The 15,718-nt window shown below is 69.6% G+C and carries 17 protein-coding genes; 6 read left to right on the plus strand and 11 right to left on the minus strand.

Translation table 11 applies throughout. The annotated features are described in order from the left end of the window. Positions 1–241 precede the first annotated feature (241 nt). On the minus strand, positions 242–991 hold the full coding sequence (locus tag ACFVW8_RS10090) for an SDR family oxidoreductase (RefSeq protein WP_389688039.1): 750 nt from the start codon (positions 989–991) through the stop codon (positions 242–244). A 105-nt stretch (positions 992–1,096) separates the two neighbouring features. Here ACFVW8_RS10090 and ACFVW8_RS10095 point away from each other — a divergent pair, with 105 nt between their 5' ends. Then, positions 1,097–1,729: a TetR/AcrR family transcriptional regulator gene (locus ACFVW8_RS10095; protein WP_389688041.1), complete on the plus strand. Its 633-nt coding sequence runs from the start codon at positions 1,097–1,099 to the stop codon at positions 1,727–1,729. 77 nt (positions 1,730–1,806) lie between these two features. Here the strand turns inward: ACFVW8_RS10095 and ACFVW8_RS10100 are convergent, their stop codons facing one another. Further along, the gene (locus ACFVW8_RS10100; RefSeq protein ID WP_389688043.1) at positions 1,807–2,277 is read right to left on the minus strand and encodes a hemerythrin domain-containing protein; all 471 of its coding nucleotides are present in this window, start codon (positions 2,275–2,277) and stop codon (positions 1,807–1,809) included. A gap of 223 nt (positions 2,278–2,500) precedes the next feature. After that, entirely contained in the window at positions 2,501–3,418 is a 918-nt protein-coding gene (locus ACFVW8_RS10105; RefSeq protein WP_389688045.1) for a LysR family transcriptional regulator, read from the minus strand. A 252-nt stretch (positions 3,419–3,670) separates the two neighbouring features. Here ACFVW8_RS10105 and ACFVW8_RS10110 point away from each other — a divergent pair, with 252 nt between their 5' ends. The 5 genes from ACFVW8_RS10110 to ACFVW8_RS10130 all read left to right on the plus strand — a co-directional run bounded on the left by ACFVW8_RS10110 (position 3,671) and on the right by ACFVW8_RS10130 (position 7,747). Continuing rightward, on the plus strand, positions 3,671–4,387 hold the full coding sequence (locus ACFVW8_RS10110) for an SDR family oxidoreductase (protein ID WP_389688047.1): 717 nt from the start codon (positions 3,671–3,673) through the stop codon (positions 4,385–4,387). Positions 4,388–4,485: 98 nt separating this feature from the next. After that, complete coding sequence (locus ACFVW8_RS10115) at positions 4,486–5,223, plus strand: phosphotransferase family protein (RefSeq protein ID WP_389688049.1); 738 nt, start codon at positions 4,486–4,488, stop codon at positions 5,221–5,223. 195 nt (positions 5,224–5,418) lie between these two features. Continuing rightward, positions 5,419–5,832 (plus strand): hypothetical protein, encoded by a 414-nt coding sequence (locus ACFVW8_RS10120; protein WP_389688051.1) that lies wholly within the window; start codon positions 5,419–5,421, stop codon positions 5,830–5,832. Between the two features lie 154 nt (positions 5,833–5,986). Beyond that, a complete protein-coding gene (locus tag ACFVW8_RS10125) occupies positions 5,987–6,382 on the plus strand; it encodes a hypothetical protein (protein ID WP_389688053.1) in 396 nt (131 codons plus the stop codon). A gap of 225 nt (positions 6,383–6,607) precedes the next feature. Beyond that, the gene (locus ACFVW8_RS10130) at positions 6,608–7,747 is read left to right on the plus strand and encodes an FAD-dependent oxidoreductase (protein WP_389688055.1); all 1,140 of its coding nucleotides are present in this window, start codon (positions 6,608–6,610) and stop codon (positions 7,745–7,747) included. Between the two features lie 89 nt (positions 7,748–7,836). Here ACFVW8_RS10130 and ACFVW8_RS10135 read toward each other — a convergent pair whose 3' ends face one another. The 8 genes from ACFVW8_RS10135 to ACFVW8_RS10170 form a co-directional block, all read right to left on the minus strand. Next, positions 7,837–8,193, minus strand: coding sequence for a MerR family transcriptional regulator (locus ACFVW8_RS10135; RefSeq protein WP_389688057.1), 357 nt, complete (start codon positions 8,191–8,193; stop codon positions 7,837–7,839). 32 nt (positions 8,194–8,225) lie between these two features. After that, complete coding sequence (locus ACFVW8_RS10140; protein ID WP_389688059.1) at positions 8,226–9,173, minus strand: aldo/keto reductase; 948 nt, start codon at positions 9,171–9,173, stop codon at positions 8,226–8,228. 524 nt (positions 9,174–9,697) lie between these two features. Further along, a complete protein-coding gene (locus ACFVW8_RS10145; protein ID WP_389688061.1) occupies positions 9,698–10,312 on the minus strand; it encodes a dihydrofolate reductase family protein in 615 nt (204 codons plus the stop codon). A 179-nt stretch (positions 10,313–10,491) separates the two neighbouring features. Continuing rightward, positions 10,492–11,673: an acyl-CoA dehydrogenase family protein gene (locus ACFVW8_RS10150; protein WP_389688063.1), complete on the minus strand. Its 1,182-nt coding sequence runs from the start codon at positions 11,671–11,673 to the stop codon at positions 10,492–10,494. 155 nt (positions 11,674–11,828) lie between these two features. Continuing rightward, positions 11,829–12,770 (minus strand): TauD/TfdA dioxygenase family protein, encoded by a 942-nt coding sequence (locus ACFVW8_RS10155; protein WP_389688065.1) that lies wholly within the window; start codon positions 12,768–12,770, stop codon positions 11,829–11,831. Between the two features lie 29 nt (positions 12,771–12,799). Further along, positions 12,800–13,702, minus strand: a complete 903-nt coding sequence (locus ACFVW8_RS10160) for an ABC transporter ATP-binding protein (RefSeq protein ID WP_389688067.1) — start codon at positions 13,700–13,702, stop codon at positions 12,800–12,802. Then, positions 13,686–14,738: an ABC transporter substrate-binding protein gene (locus ACFVW8_RS10165; protein ID WP_389688069.1), complete on the minus strand. Its 1,053-nt coding sequence runs from the start codon at positions 14,736–14,738 to the stop codon at positions 13,686–13,688. The genes ACFVW8_RS10160 and ACFVW8_RS10165 overlap by 17 nt, the downstream gene beginning before the upstream one ends. Before the next feature lie 52 nt (positions 14,739–14,790). Next, complete coding sequence (locus ACFVW8_RS10170; RefSeq protein ID WP_389688071.1) at positions 14,791–15,663, minus strand: ABC transporter permease; 873 nt, start codon at positions 15,661–15,663, stop codon at positions 14,791–14,793. Between the last annotated feature and the right edge of the window lie 55 nt (positions 15,664–15,718).

Below are 15,718 nucleotides of genomic sequence, written 5' to 3' on the forward strand. Positions count from 1 at the left end.
GTGCCGTTCCCCCTCCCATACCCCCCCCCGTTTCCCAACAATTCACCACTGTGGGTTCCGGCATTGTCCCCCCGGTAGCCCGCCGGCCCCGCCCCCCCGGGCGCCGCCCCCGATGCCCACCACCGGTGCACTGCGGCACGGCCTTCGCGCCGCTGCAATCGGCTGGGTTGCGAGCGAGGCTGCTGGGCCGTCCCGGCTGAGCGGGTGCCGTACGTCCCCGCCGGTTGCGCGGCCATGGAACTCAGATCTGGTTCAGGCCGCCGTCGACGTACAGGCTCGAACCGGTGATGAAGCTGCTCTGCTCGGAGGCGAGGAAGGCCACGGCGGCGGCTATCTCCTCCGGGCGCCCGAGCCGGCCCAGCGGTACCTGCGCAGCCAGGTCCTGCCTGAGGCCGGCCGCCTGCTCCGGGTCGGGAGCGAGCCCCGACAGGCCAGGGGTATCGGTCGGGCCGGGCGTGACGGTGTTGACCCGGATGCCGCGTCCCTTGAGCTCGTTGGCCCAGGTGCGGGCGAACGATCGGGTGGCGGCCTTGGACGCCGCGTACACGCCGAACGCCTCCGCGCCGACGTCCACGTTGGTGGAGCCGTTCAAGATCACCGAGGCGCCCTCGTTGAGCAGTGGCAGTGCCTTCTGGACGGTGAACATCGTGCCCCGGACGTTGATATCGAAGAGGGCGTCGAAGTGCTGCTCGGTGATCTGTTCCAGCGTCGAGAAGGCGGCGACGGAGGCGTTCGCGAACAGGACGTCCAGGCCCCGTCCCCGGCTGCGGATCGTCTCGTAGAGGCGGTCCAGGTCGGCCAGGTTCGAGATGTCGCCGATCACCGCGGTAGCCGATGGCCCGATTGCTTCGACGGCCGCGTCGAGTTCTGTCTTGCGCCGGCCGGTGATGAACACGTGTGCCCCCTCGGCCCCCAGCCGGGCAGCGCTGGCCAGGCCGATTCCGGTGCCGCCCCCGGTGACGAGAGCGGTCTTACCCTCCAGCAGTCCCATGTGAATAGCCTCCTCGAGCTTCTGCACCGATCGATGCAGAAACGAACCGTACCTCTTCCGCATCGATCGATGCAGAAATTGACCGTACCTCTTCCGCAGCGATCGATGCGGAAGAGGTACGGTGGGGGAGTGGAGAGCAAACAAAGCGGCCCGATCGGCCGGCCGCGAGGATTCGACGTCGACGAAGCTCTCGAGCGCGCCGTGCTGGTCTTCTGGGACCAGGGCTACGAAGGCGCCAGCCTGGCCAACCTGACCGACGCGATGGGCATCTCCACCACCAGCATGTACGCAGCCTTCGGTAACAAGGAGGAGCTGTTCCGTAAGGCGCTGGAGCGCTACACCGAAGGTCCGGGCGGATATCTGACCCGGGCCCTGGAAGAGCCGACCGCCCGAGGCGTCGCCACCGCGATCCTGGCCGGCACGGTCCGAACCACCACCCGCCCTGCCCACCCCCAGGGATGCCTGGGCGTCCAGGGTGCCCTGGCCACCGGCGACCCCGGGCGTGGAGTCCGTGACCTTCTCGTCGCCTGGCGCAACAACGGCTGCTCCTGCGTCCGAGAGCGGTTCCAGCGAGCCGTCGACGACGGCGACTTGCCTCGGGAGACCGATCCGGGGCTACTGGCCCGCTACATCACCACCTTGGCATTCGGCATCGCCGTGCAGGCCGCGAGCGGTGTCGGCCGCGATGAACTCCAGGAGATGGCCGACGCCGCCCTGCGCAACTGGCCGCTCTCCTGAGAACCGACCGGCGTTCGTCTTCGCGAGCTTCGTCTTCGCGAGCAACTGCTCGCCGTAACGGCCGGTTCTCACACGGATCACATCGGGCCCAGCACCTCGCGGGGCTCGGCGTCCAGTTCGAGCGTTTCGAGTACAGCGAGCAGTTGCCGCTCCTCGTAGCGGAAATGGCTCTCCATGATCGCGGCGACGCCGTCGAGGTGCTGATCGAGCTCCTCGGGCGGTGCGGCTCGGTCGACCGCAGCGCGGAGACTGCCGAGCAGATGGGCGATCATCGAGTGATCCTGCTCAAGTGAACGCAGTACCGGCCGCAGCTCCGGGTGCGCGGCCGCGATGGCAGGGAACAGGGTGCGGTCTTCGCCCTGATGGTGGCCGTCGAGAGCCGTGCAGAAGCCGTGGCAGTACAGCAGCAGTTCACGGGTTGCTGCTTCGCCGGGAGTGCCGTCGGCGAGGGAAGCGCGGGTCACGGACAGCGCATCGCGCAGCCGGAGGTGCACCTGACGGAGTTCTTGGCTCCAGGCGACGAGCCTGGTCGTCTCGCGCTCAGTCACGCGAGAGCGAAGGGTTCGACGAGTGCATCGTCGGCCTCCTTCGGTCCGGCGCCTCCATGCCTGACACGGTCTGCCACCGGCACGCGACGCTGCCGGCACTCTACCGCGCCTGTCACGCAGGTCGACATCGCTGCCGCTCCGGTCCAGGAACAGGCACGGAGCGCAGCCGACCGCTGCGTGGTGCCGTCTTCCGCCCCCAGGCGTCACGGGCACGCCCAGCCGCTCAGCGCGGCTCAGTCGCTGCGGGTCCCGCCGGGGTGGGACCGGTGAGGAGCGATTGGGCGAGTGCGCGGAAGGCTGCGACGAGCCGGCTGCGTTCGTCGGCGCGAACGGCGAGTACGACGTGGCTCGGTTCGACATCGCGCAGGGGGACGGTGGTGAGGTAGGGGCGGCTGGGGCCCTCGATTCCCGGCACGATGGACACGGCACGCCCCGAGGCGATGAGTTCGAGCTTGTCCTCCAGATCCTCGACAAGGGGACCGTCGGGGGCGCGGCTCCCGTCAGGGCGAGGGTCGACGCGCCAGAAGGCATCCCGCGCCGGGTCGCTCGCCCGGATCAGGGGCTCGTCCGCGAAGTCGGCGAGAGCGACCGACTCCCTGCCTGCCAGACGGTGGTCGATGGGGACGACGAGGACTCGTGGTTCGTCGTACAGGATTGTCACGTGCAGCTTGGCGGTCTGCAGCGGCAGCCGGGTGACCACGGCGTCCACCCGGCGGTCCAGCAGTGCGGGACGTACTTGGTCCCAGGAGAGGTGCGCGGTGTTCACATCGGCCTCCGGATGCCGGCGCCGCAGTTCGCGTGCCGCAGGAGTGACGATGATGTTCGTGGTGTAGCCGATGGTGATGCGGGCAGGCTCGGCTGCGGCCCGGGCGAGGGCGGCGGTCGTGCCCGCGGTACGCAGCAGCGCCTTGGCCCCGGGCAGGAAGACCTCGCCCGCCGCCGTCAGGCGGCTGCCTTGCGGGGTGCGGTCCAGCAGCCGCGCTCCCAACTGCTGTTCGAGGCGGCGGATCTGCCGGCTCAGGGACGGCTGCGTGAGGTGAAGGGCCTCCGCAGCGCGGGCGAAGGTCCGGTGCTCGGCCAGGGTGACGAAGTACCGCAGCACTCGAAGGTCGAAGTCTGTGTGAGGTGTCGTGTCGGGCACCTTCGCAGCGTAGCCCGGGATGGTCCGACTCTCGTCAGAACGGGCGATGAGCTGTGGCTATGCCTGAAACGTATGTTCTCTTGCGATATGAGCCTTGGACGCGGACCGGCAGAGCTTCTTAGCGTGGAGCCGTGAGCTCAGGGGCCCGAAAGGGCTGCGGCTCGCCGGCCCGTGCGCATCGCGCTGCAAGGGCCGCGGGCAAGCGCCCCAGCCTGCCCGGAACCCAGTTGTGCAAGCAAGGAGAGACACCCCATGTCCGCACCCACAGCATTGATCACCGGTGGAACCAGCGGAATCGGCAGGGCGACCGCCGAACTGCTCCTCGAACGGGGGTACCGGGTGATGGTCACCGGGCTCGGCAACGTCGCCGAGGCGGAGAAGAACCTGCCCTCCGAGATCGCCGTCGTACGCGCCGACGCCCGCTCCCTGACTGACATCGACCATGCCGTGGACGAGGTCAGGGAACGATTCGGCGCTCTCGACGTGCTGTTCCTGAACGCCGGTATCTCACGCGTGAAACCACTGGCGGCCACGGACGAAGCCGACTTCGACGCGCTGTTCGACACCAACGTCAAGGGCAACTTCTTCACGCTGCAGAAGTCTCTTCCCCTGCTCAACGACGGCGCGTCCGTCATCTTCACCATCGGAGCCGGCACCGGCACCGGCGCACCCGCCCTGAGTGCCGCGAAGGGCTCCCTTCTTCCGCTGATGCGCAGCGCGGCCATGGAGCTGGCACCCCGTGGGATCCGCGTCAACGCCGTCAGCCCCGGCATGATCGACACACCGGTCTACAGCCGGATGGGAATCTCCCGGGAGACCCTGGAGCTGTGGAGCGCGGACATCCCCCTCGGCCGGGTGGGCCTGCCCACCGACATCGCCCAGGCCGTGGCCTTCCTGGCCTCCGATGCCTCCAGCTACATCACCGGGGACAACATCGTCGTCGGCGGAGGCATGGGAGTCGGCGCCTGACCGCACGAGCCGGCTCCGCGGGGCCGGCTCCGCGGGGCCGACTCCGGGCATGCCGCCTCGGGGGACGGCCGGAGCGGATGATCGTGCACAGTGGAGGAATGACCGAGTCGTTCCTGCCTGGTGGCTTCATCAACAACGTGGTGCGTGTCGGCGCCACCGTGCGCCGGCCCGCGTCCATCCGTACAGGGTTCACCGGCGAACTGCTTGAGATGCTGGAGGCCGGCGGCTGGTCCGGCGCGCCGCGCTACCGAGGCCTCGACGAGGAGGGCCGGGAGGTGCTCACCTACCTCGACGGGCATGTGGCCTGGGAACCGCGACAGCCGCCGGCCGTGTACTGCGACGAGAGTCTGCGGCGGGTCACGCAGCTTGTGCGGGAGTTCCACGACCTGACGGCGGCATCGGCACTTGCCGGATCACACGAGGTCGTGTGCCATAACGACCTCTCGCCCAAGAACACGGTCTACCGACCTGCTGGCGGCGCTTTGCGCCCAGTGGCTTTCATCGACTGGGATCTGGCGGCACCGGGCGCGCGAATCCATGACGTCGCCCACGTCTGCTGGCAGTACCTACGACTCGGGCCGGACATCAGGGACAGTTCCGAAGCTGCGCGACGCGTGCGGCTGATCGCGGACAGCTATGAGCTCGTGGACCGGCGTGATCTCCCCTCCGTCATCTTGTGGTGGCAGGACAGGTGCTGGCGCGGCATCGAGTCTGCTGCGAACGCCGGCGACCTCGCGATGATCCGGCTCCGTGACGCCGGGGCGGTGACGGAGGTTCAGAAGGCGTACCAATGGGTCTCCGATCAACGGGTCACCCTGGATCGTGCCCTGCGCTGACCAGGGGGCCCAGGCCCGCCAGAAGCCCGGGATCCTGCCGGTCAGGAAGTTCGCCCGGTCCGCGACGGGTTGCGGCAACACCGCATTCCGAGCGATGGGCAGGCGAGCTGACGTCCGGCGATCGGCAGCTCGGTCATGGGGGTTGTGGGTGCGGTGGCAGGATGGCGGCCCCGACGATCCTGAGAGGTCATCCCCGTGTCCACGCCTGCCGCCTACCTCGCACTGGCGCACACCGAGAGGGACGATTCGGCGCTGCGGCGACTCGCGCAGTGTCCGTACCCTTTCGTATGGCAGGCGCTGGCCACCAATCTGCACACTCCGCCCGCGGTTCTCCTGGAACTGAGCGCAGCACGCGACAGCGTCTGGAACGACAACAGGCTTCTGCACCTTCTGGCACAGCACCCCGGCGCGAACCGCACCGTCCTTCGGGCTGTACTCGACGCCGTGGCCGCGAAGCTCGAACAGGGCGAACGGCCCTACGCCGCCGTGCTCGCTCTCGCAGACCGTCCGGAGTTCGAGCCGGAGGAGGTGAGGACGCTCGGAACTCTTCGCGGGGCATCTGCTCGTCTGCGCCGACTGCTTGCCCGGCAGTTGAGCACCCGGGGCTGATCCCACGCCGCTGCCGAGAGGACGGTGACCGCACCGTGCCACTGGCGCGACGGGCACGGCGCGCCAGGGCCGACCGGAGAATCTGCCGTCGCGAACCGGGCCGGGGCCCGCCGCCAGCGGCGTGGGCCGCCGCCCGGATATGGATGATGGGGGGATGCTGGTGCGCACGGAGCAGTTGTCGCAGGCCTCGCGACGGCCGATGAGAGTGCGGGTGCACACACCCGTCGGCGTCGCCGAGACGCTGTGGCGCGGCGATCCGGACGAAGCCGACGGGCACCATCTCATCGAGTGGACCGTCGACGACGCCATCGTCTGGGGGCAGAACACGCAGACAGCCCCACTGGCCCAGCCAGGGCTCCGGCAGGAGGGCGACCGAGTGGTCATGCGCGGCCGGCTCCATCTGACCGAGGACGGCGCCGCGCACCTGGAGATGGGCGGCTCACCGATCCTGTTCGATCTTGCGTCGCCAACGCCTGCCTGCGCAGACGGCGCATGGGTGGAGATCGGCGTCGACGCCGGCAGCATCGCCGTTTACCCCTACCCGGCCTGACGCGACCCGCTGCCGATGCACGTCGCAGCCCCCCGGCGGTCGGAGGCATCGGCCGATGAGGGGTGAGGTTGTCGGCGATCGGGCCGAGGATGAAGCGAATCCGGGCGCATGTCGGTCATCTGTCGGGGGCTGTCGGCACATGTCGGTCCCCTGTCGGCCGTGCCTGACACCTTTCGAGCCTGACCGCCGGAGATCACCGGACGGTCCTGACTCGGAGGAGCTCCCATGCCCATCCCCGTTACGATCATCGGCGCAGGCCTCGGCGGACTCGTGCTGGCCAGGGTTCTGCACGTCCACGGAATCCCCGTCACGGTGTACGAGGCCGAGCGCTCCCCGACAGCACGTGCGCAGGGCGGGATGCTTGACATCCACGACTACAACGGACAGCTCGCCCTCGAAGCGGCCGGCCTGATGGAAGAGTTCCGCGCCATCGTCATCGAGGGCCGTCAGACGATCCGGCTCGTCGAGAAGGACGGGGTTGTCCTGCACGAGATGGCCGACGACGGGACGGGCGGACGCCCTGAGGTGCAGCGCGGTGAGCTGCGGCGGATCCTGCTCGACTCGCTTCCGGCAGGCACTGTCCGGTGGGGCCGGAAGGCGGGCAGTACCCGGACCCTCGGTGGGGGCCGCCACGAGGTGACGTTCGACGACGGCAGCACCGTTGTCACCAACCTGTTGATCGGCGCGGACGGCGCGTGGTCGCGGGTCCGGCCGCTGCTCTCCACCGCCACACCCGAGTACGCCGGCACGTCGTTCGTCGAGACCTACCTGCTCGACGCCGATACGCGGCACGCCGCGACCGCGAAGGTGGTCGGCGGCGGCTCGATGATCGCGCCCTCCCCAGGCATCGAGATCAGCGCTCACCGGGAGAGCGGCGACACCCTGCATGCCTACGTGGCCTTGTCCAGGCCGGAGCAATGGTTCGCCGGGATCGACTTCACGGATGCCGCCGCCGCGACAGCACGGATCGCGCGGGAGTTCGAGGGCTGGGCGCCGGAGCTGACCGCGCTGATCACGGACACCGATACCAATCCCGTTCTGCGCCCGCACTTCGCGCTGCCGGCCGGGCAACGGTGGGACCGGGTACCAGGAGTGACCCTGATCGGCGACGCCGCCCACCTCTCGGTCCCGAACGGCGAGGGAGCCAACCTGGCCATGCTCGACGGCGCCGAACTCGGCAAGAGCCTCGCCGCGCACCCCGACGACATCGGCGCAGCCCTGACCGAGTACGAGCAAGCCATGTTCGCCCGCAGCGCCGAGCCCGTCACCTTCGAAGGCGCCGAGGTCTTCGGAATCGACTCCGAGAACAACACCGCCCAGGCCATGCTCAAGCTGATCACCGACCCGGGCCGACCGGAGGCGTAGGCGTGGGGACGGCACGAGAACGGCCGCCCGCCGGACGCCGCCGCGACCGGCGGGCGAGGGGTACGAGCCGAATGCGGAACTCCCGGCCCTCAGCTGTAATAGGCGATCTTGTCGTCGAGGACCTCCATGGCCCGGGACAGCGCCTTCACCCGTTCCTCCAGAGCGGCACGGCGCTCGCGCAGGAAAACGACCCGGTCCTGCGGAGAGTGTTCGCCGCGCAGGATGGCGACGAACTCCCGCAGATCCGCGATGCCGAGGCCGGCCTCGCGGAAACAGGTGACCAGGCCTATCCAGAAGACGTCGCTCTCCGTGTACTCCCTGCGCCCGCCGACGGAGCGTTGGATCGGCCCGATGAGTCCCTCACGCTCGTAGTACCGCAAGGTGTCGATGGAGACACCGGTGCGGTCGGCGGCCGCCGCCGGCGTGAGGGTGGCCGTGGAGGTCATCGAGGCTCCTTCCGAGACTGCAGCTTCCGTCGTCACCGCGCCTCGACGAAGCGCGCCAGGTGCTCGTCACCGAGACGCACCCGACGTGCGGCGAGTGCCTCCTGGATCTGTTCCGCCCGGCTCGCGCCGACGATGGGATCGATTCCCTGATGCATCAGCCACGCGAGAACGACCTGGTTCCTCGTGGCAGAGAGCTCGCCGGCGATGTCGTCCAGGGCCGCGAGCACCCGGGAGGTCCCGGGGTGATCATAGGTCGGCGGAAGCGGCTTGTCCGGGCGCACATAAGAACCCCACATCAGCGAGCTGTACGACCATACGGCGAGCCCTTCCGACCGGGCGAAGTCCAGATCCTCGGCGGTGAGCATACGGTGGCCGGACTCCGCGACGGGAGTGAACGGGCGCGGTTGGACGAGTGAGTGGCGCAGTTGCAGGGACGTCCACGGTGCGACGCCCTGCTCCCGCGCGAGCGAACGGGCCCGCCCGACGCGCCAGGCGGCGTGGTTGGCCGCCCCCACCTGCAGAGCCACTCCCTTCGCGACCAGCTCACCGAAGGCGCCGACGGTCTCCGCCAGCGGAACGGTGCGGTCCTCGGCGTGAGCCCAGAGCAGATCGACGTGGTCGACGCCGAGACGTTCCAGGCTCTCCTCCACGCCGGTACTGATGGCGCGGCCGGACAGCCCTTCGGCGCTCTCGGGCCAGGAGTGGGGGACAAGTGGGTTCTGCCGGACCTTCGTTGCGATCCGCACCATGTCGCGCGCACCCGGGCGGGCGCTGAGCCACGCGCCGATGACCCGCTCGCTGGCACCACCGACACCACTGGGGTCGGCCCAGAAGGAGTAGCAGTTGGCGGTGTCGAGCCAGACACCGCCGTCGGCGACGAAGGAGTCGAGGATCGCGAAGGCCTGGTCGGGGGAGACCCGGGTACCGAAGTCCATGGTCCCGAGGACGATGTGCGGGTTGCTGGTATCCATGCCGCCCATCCTCGGATCTGGAGCGCGCTCCAGGTCAAGCAGCTGCCGCAAGATCCTGCGTTGGCAGGCCGGCCGGCCGAGGGGGGGGCGGGTGCGTGATGATGCACGGAACGGGACGAGGAGAACACCCCGCTGCTTCTGCTCAGCCGTTTCGCGCCGTCGAAGGTTCGGCTTGCCGGGGACGTTGTCGCTCATCTCCTGCCAGGTGGACACCACCAACGGGGCTGCGGCGCCTCCGCCGTCTTCGGTACCCCCGATTTCAGGGCCGAGCGCTCGGGCCCGGGGGACGGCCCCGAGGCCGACCCGTACGGAGTACGTCGATGGAGACGCGCATGTAGGTGGCCGGCGACGCCGCGAGCGGGACCGCGACCCGTTCCTGAACGCGGCCGGGCCGCCTCCGGTCCTGGACCAGGCGGCCGGATGACAGGGTTCGGCCGTCTCAGCCGCCGGAGTGTGTCCGGTGGCGCGCGGGGCATGACGGCGGCGGCGTCGGCCACGAGACGTACGCGGGGGCGCGAGAGCGTACGAACTCGTCAAAGGACGTCGTAGGTCAGGTGTGTCGCGGTCGACGTCGAGGTCACGCTTCGCTGTACGAGAGTGCGCGGCGACCCTCCGGTGAACAGTGGCGTCCCGGCGCCCAGCACGACGGGGGCGAGGTGCAGGGTCAGCGCATCGACAAGTCCGGCGTCGAGGGCCGACGCGATCGTGGCGCCGCCGCCCATGAGGACGACGTCCAGGTCCTTGCCGTTGCGCATCGATGCCGCCTCGGCGCGCTCGCGCGCAGCGGTCACGGCATCGGGGAGGCCTGTTGTCACGAACGTCCAGTCGAGGCCGGTGAGCCGCACCGACTCCGGCGGTGTGCTCGTCACGACGAGGAACGCGGGCTTGCCGACCTCCCCTGCGCCGTAGCCGGTCGTGTCGTCCCAGCCACCCGGACCGTCGACCACGTCGAAGAGCTGACGGCCCAGGATGACGGCACCCGAGCGGGCGGTCCCCTCCCGCAGATAGCGACGGTCCTCGGGGTCCTCGGAGAACGCCCAGGTGTGCAAGGCCTCGCCGCCGGTGCCCAGACCATTCTGCGGGCCGGGGTCGGGCCCGGTGACGAAGCCGTCGAGAGAGACCGAGATGTCCGCGATAATTCGAGTCATACCAGTGCAGACTTGGTTCGCCGCTCATACTCATCGCTCACCACGGCGTGCACTTCTTCTGAGGATCCTCCGGAAGAAGTGCACGCGAAAGGTACGCGTAGGGGCCCGGCCGGGGCGCGGGTTCGGCAGGTGCCCTGCGGTGGGGCGGCCAACGGGCGGTCCCGGTACGTCCGAGCGGCTCAGACGAACGCACCGAGGCCGGTGATCGCGCGGCCGGTGATGAGGGTGTTGATCTCCCTGGTCCCCTCGTACGAGTACAGCGCCTCCGCGTCGGCGACGAAACGGCCGATGCTGTAGTCGAGCACGATTCCGTTGCCGGCCAGGAGCTCGCGTCCCCAGCCGACGACCTCGCGCATACGCGTGGTGCAGTGAGCCTTGGCCATCGCCGAGTGCTCGTCGCGGAAGGTGCCCGCGTCCTCCAGCTGGGCGAGCCTCACCACCATCCCGAGGCACGAGGTGGCGTCGCTGAGCATGCGGACCAGGAGGTCCTGGACCAGCTGGAAGCGTGCGACGGGGCCACCGAACTGCTCGCGCTCACGGGTGTAGTCCAGGGCGATGCGGTACGCCGCCAGCATCACTCCCACAGCCTCCCAGGCCACGCCGCTCCTGGTGTGCCTGAGGACATCGGCGGTGTCCCGGAACCCGTGAGCCTCCTGGAGCCGGTTCTCCTCGGGGACCCGGCAGTCCTTGAGGACGATGTCGGCGTTCTCCACCGTCCGCAAGGCGATCTTGTTCTCGATGAGACTCGCTGAGAAGCCGGGCGTCGAGCTGTCGACAACGAACCCGAGAACGCCGCCCTCGCCTCCGTCCTCCCTGGCCCAGACGACCACGAGATCGGCGAAGGTGGCGTTGCCGATCCATCGCTTCTCACCGTTGAGCACCCAGGTGTCGCCCTCACGCCTCGCCGTCGTCCGCAGCCCTGCCGCGACATCGGACCCGCCTTGCGGTTCGGTCAGCGCGAACGCGCCGATCTGTTCCATCCGCCCCATCGCGGGCAGCCAGCGGCCGCGCTGCTCGGCGGAACCGCAGCGGGCGATACTGCCCATGGCCAGTCCGGCGTGCACGCCGTAGAACGTGGCCATCGACGCGTCGACGCGCGCCATCTCCATCGCGATGAAGCCGCTCAGCAGACTGCCGGCCGTAGTGGCGCCGCACTCCTCGAACGCCAGACCGGCGATGCCCAGTTCTCCGTACCGCGGGATCAGGTGGTGCGGGAACGACGCCTTCCCCCACCAGGTGTCCGCATGCGGGGCCACCTCCTCACGAAGGAACTCCCGGACGCGGTGGAGCGTCTTGCGCTCTCCGTCGTCCAGCAGTTCCTCGAACCGGTACAGGTCCTCTTCCAGCATGCCGTCAGCCATCTGTCCGCCCTCGTGCCGCGTGATCGGGTCGAGCTCGTACGCTGCCCGACCACCTACCCGGTGATCCACCAGGGATACCGGGCGGCATCCACCCGGACCCACGAGCGCCCGTCGTCGGCGGGTTCGCCCCGACGACGGGCCGGACACAGTGGTCCTCAGTACGGGCGGTCCCCGGCGATGGCGACGCGTTCGGCCACCCGTCGGTGCGGGGCGTAGTCGTTGACCGCGTAGTGCTGGGTGGACCGGTTGTCCCAGAACGCCACGTCGCCCGCGCGCCAGCTGAACCTGACCTGGAACTCCGGGGCATGGGCCTGCTGGAACAGCAGCCGCAGCAGGCGGTCGCTCTCCTCCCTGGCGAAGCCCACGATCCGGGTCGTGAACGAGGCGTTGACGAAGAGGGTCCGGCGTCCCGTACCGGGATGACGTCGTACCACCGGGTGTTCCACCGGAGGGAACTGCTCCTGGTGGGGCACCAGACGGTCAGCCGGGTAGAAGCGGGAGAAGCCGGGGATGAAGTCGTGCACCGCCCGTGCCCCCTCGATGCGCTCCTTCACCTCCTGAGGCAGGTTGTCGTAGGCAGCGGCCATGTCCGCCCACAGGGTGTCGCCGCCGACGGGAGGCACCTCGCGCAGTTGGAGGACCGCCCCGAGGGCGGGACGCTCGCGGAAGGTCACATCGGCGTGCCAGACGTTCTCGAACGTTGGTACGGCTGTCCGGTCCAGTCGGACCACCTCGGGATCGTCGCCCGTGGCGAGCAGCGGGTTGGTCTCCAGTTCCCCCCAGTGTCCGGCGAAGTCACGCTGCTGCCGGGAGGTCAGGTGCTGGTCGCGGAAGAACAGCACCTTCCACTCGAGCAGGGCCCTGTCGAGTTCGGCCTGCAGGTCCGGGCCGACGGGCCGGGACAGGTCGACACCGTGGATCTCGGCGCCGATGACCCGGCCCAAGGGCACCACGGTGAACAGATCGTAGGACCGGTCGGTCCATCCTTCGGGCACCCGCCGCAGAGTGCGCGGGCCTTCGTACAGCCCGTCGGCGGGGATGCGGTGGTCGCGCAGGGCGGGCGGTGTGCCGGTCGCGGTTTCGGTGGTGGCGGTCATGTTGCTCCTCCGGGTTGAGCGGTGTGCGATCAGCGGGCGGCGTTGCGTACCGCCGTTCCGATCTCGGCGCGCAGCGCCGCGTACTCGGGCAGCCCTCGCAGGTCGTCGGGTTCGACGCCGGTACGGGGCAGGCCGATGGGGATGTCGAGGGCGATGGTTCCCGGCCTGCTGGAGAGGACGACGGTGCGGGTGCCGAGGAAGACCGCCTCGTCCACGCTGTGCGTGACGAAGACCGAGGTGGTGCCGGTCTCCGCGCTGACCGTCCGCAGGTCCTCCTGAAGCCGTTCGCGGGTCAGTGCGTCGAGCGCGGCGAAGGGTTCGTCGAGCAGCAGCAGGCGTTTGCCGCCCGCCAGGGCGCGAGCGATGGCCACGCGCTGCTGCTGACCGCCGGAAATCTGCCAGATGCGGCGGCTGGCGGTGTCGGCCAGACCGACACGTTCCAGCAACTCGGCTGTGCGCCCCGCACGTTCCACGCGGGGAACGCCGGCGTACTTGAGGGCCTGGCCGATGTTGTCGCCGACCGTGCGCCACGGGAAGAGGCGGGGCTGCTGGAAGACGATTCCCGCCTGGCGGCCCGGCTCGGGGGTCTCGCCGTTGACGGTGACCTCCCCCTCGGTGGCCCGCTCGAAGCCTGCGATCAGCCGCAACAGGGTGCTCTTGCCGCACCCGGACGGGCCGACGAGGACCAGGAACTCACCGGCCGGTATCTCCAGGGAGACGGGACCGAGAGCGGTCACCGCCTCAGCACCGCGGCCGTACGTATGGCGCACGTCCCGCACGGAGACGGCCGTCGGCGACTCGCTGCCCCCTGCGCCGGCCCGCGCTGTCCCGGCTGCGGCACCCCTCTCCAACGCGCTGTCCTCCCTGCCGACGTGGGCGAACTCCCCGGCGGCGTTGCGGCTGTCCTTGTCGACGTCAGGGAGAGACGGCATCGGTGAGCCCTTCCACGTAGACGGACTTGCGCAGCGTATCGAGGTCCGGAGCCGTGTCGATCTGCTTCTGGTCGACCAGGAACCGGGCGGAGCTCTGCAGGTTGTCCGCCAGTCCACCGACCTTGCCCGGCGTGCCGAGCCACTTTGCGTCAGCCTGGTCGGCCGGCTTGAGGAAGATGCCCTGCTTGATCTGAGCGGCGGCTTCGCCGGAGCTTATACCGAGCTGTCTGCCCACGGCGGTGGAGGCGGCGGTGGGATCGTCGTGGATCAGGTCGAGTGCCTGGGCCTGTGCCTTCCGCCAGGCGGGCAGCACATCGGGGTGTGCCTTGATGAAGGCGGTGGCAGCGACCCCGAGGTCGAGCGTGGGATTGCCGGAGGCGGCGAGCTCGCGGCTGGAGATGAGCACCTTGCCGGTCTTCTTCAGCTCGTCGAGGGTCGGCAGCCAGACATACGAGGCGTCGATGTCGCCCCGCGTCCAGGCCGCCAGGATGTCCTGCGGTTCGAGGTCGAGGAGCTGGACCTTCGAGGCGTCCACCCCGGCCTTGTGGAGTGCGGCGAGCAGGCTGTAGTGCGAGGTGGAGCTGAACGGGGTCGCCACCTTGTGCCCCTCCAGGTCCTTGACCGAGGAGATCTTCGAGCCGTCGCGGGCGACCAGGGCCTCGTTCTCTCCGGCCACATCCAGGACCCAGGTGACCTGGTAGGGAATGTTCAGCGGCTTCGAGAGCCCTCGGGCGACCGGGCTCGAACCGATGGCGGCGAGGTCCACGGCTCCGGCGACGAACGCGGTGTTGATGCTGGCACCCGAGTCGAACTTGGTCCATTTGATCGTGTAGTCCGGCAGCGCCTTCTCCAGCCACCCCTTCTCCTTGACGATCAAGTCGCCGCTGGGGAAGGCCTGGTAGGCGATCCGAACGGTCTTGCCGCCGCCCTTGCCGCCCGCTCCGGAACCGCCCTGGCCGCACGCGGTCACCACCAGCAGGGCTCCCAGTGCCGCGGCGAGCGAGGAGGTGCGGAGCCAACCGCGTGTTCTGGGCATAGGTGTGTCCTTCATACGAGTACGGGTGTGGGCGGGTGTGTTTGCGGGCCGGTCACACGTGCCGCCGCCACGGAGCGAGCCGGTTCTCCAGCGCGCGCAGTGCGGCGTCGATGAGCAGACCGGAGATTCCGATGGCGAAGAGGCCGAGCACGACCGTGTCGGACTGGTTGTAGCGCTGGGCGTCGCGGATCATGCCGCCGATCCCCGGCAGTCCGTTCACCGTCTCGGCGGCCACCACCGAGGAGTACGCGATGCCGAATGCGAGCCGGACACCGATGAGGATCTCGGGCAGTGCGGACGGCAGCACGACCGAGGCGACGACCTGTCCGCGCCCGGCCCCGATCGCTCGGGCGGCCTCCACCAGAGCGGTCGGGGCGGATGCGACGGCCGATGCGGTGGCCACCGCGACCGGCGGCATGGCCGCGATGGCCAGCAGCCAGAGCTTGGGCGCCTCGTCGATGCCGAACCAGATGATCAGCAGGCTGAAGTAGGCGAGCGGCGGCAGCGTACGCAGGAACGCCACCGCGGGCTCCAGCACGACCCGCACCCAGGGCAGCGTGCCCATGAGGAGCCCGATGACGAGACCGGCGACGACCCCCGCGCCGGCGCCGATCAAGATACGGCGCAGACTGATCCCGAGGTGTTCGATCAGGGTGTGACCCTGGTAGCCGCGCACCCCGTCGTGGGTCCCGGAGGTCTCCAGCAGTGCCCGCCACACGGCGGCGGGCGACGGCACGAGCACCGTCGACCACACCTGGAGCGAGACCACCGACTGCCACAGGGCGAGAAGGGCGACCAGCGCCACCAGGCGGAGCCCCACGCGGCGCAACCGGGCGGCACGTTCCGGCCGCCGTACGACCGGAGCCTGCTCACTGGACGGGCCCGCCTCGGCGGACCGCTCCTGTACGGATATGGGCGTGGACATGAAGAGCTCTCCGGGGGGCATGGAGTGGCGCCGGGCCTGAGGACAGATCGGCAGG

It is taken from the genome of Streptomyces sp. NPDC058221 (assembly GCF_042882365.1).
Taxonomy (GTDB): domain Bacteria; phylum Actinomycetota; class Actinomycetes; order Streptomycetales; family Streptomycetaceae; genus Streptomyces.